The sequence below is a fragment of the Acidovorax sp. SRB_24 genome (assembly GCF_012931925.1).
This window is the reverse complement of the sequence record NZ_MWOM01000190.1, coordinates 1-651: the sequence shown is the minus strand read 5'-3', so window position 1 is coordinate 651 and position 651 is coordinate 1. Positions and strand designations below refer to the sequence as shown.

Here is a 651-nt window from a genome sequence, read left to right as displayed (position 1 = left end):
GTGTTCTGGGGCATCAAAGGGGCGTCCTGGTACGCCACGCAACCGCTGCTGCACCTCAAGGTGGCGCTGTTCGTGGTGATGGTGCTGCTGTCCATCCGTCCCACGCTGGCCTTTCGGCGCTGGCGCCGTGCCCTGCACGCCACTGGGGCCCTGCCCGCCGCGGACGAAGTGGCCCGCGTGCGCCGCCTGGTGATGGTGCAGTCGCATCTGCTGCCCGTGATCGCTGTGGTGGCGGTGTTCTGGGCGCGCGGCTGGTAGGTCGCAGTGTGACAAAATGTAGGCCCGCTCCGAAGGCTCTGGCTGTAGGCGCACGCTCGAGCCGCGGCTTTGCGCTTTGAGTGACCCGGCTGCGCCCAGGCGCATGCCACGCAGAATCCCAGGACCTTGTATGACGCGTGCCGATGCGCAGATGACCACCCCACCGCCGCCGGGCGCCGCCGCGCCTGCGCGCGGCGCGCAGCACGCGCTGCAGGGGCTCGCAAGCGTTGACTGGACGTGGGCGATCCTCGGGCTGTTTGGCGTGCTGTGGCTGTGGCACTTGAGCAGCGTGGCGCTGAGCCCGCCGGCCGACAATATCGAACAGCTCAGCTGGATGCGCTCACTGCAATGGGGCTACTACAAGCACCCGCCGCTGCCCACCTGGATGCTGTG

The 651-nt window shown here is 68.7% G+C and carries 1 protein-coding gene and 1 pseudogene; both read left to right on the top strand.

The window, feature by feature from the left end; genetic code table 11:
• Positions 1-258: DUF2214 family protein (locus B2J89_RS21435; RefSeq protein ID WP_169170837.1), on the top strand; the 258-nt coding region annotated here is incomplete at its 5' end.
• 130 nt (positions 259-388) lie between these two features.
• Positions 389-651: pseudogene (locus tag B2J89_RS21430) on the top strand (hypothetical protein); the annotation flags it as partial.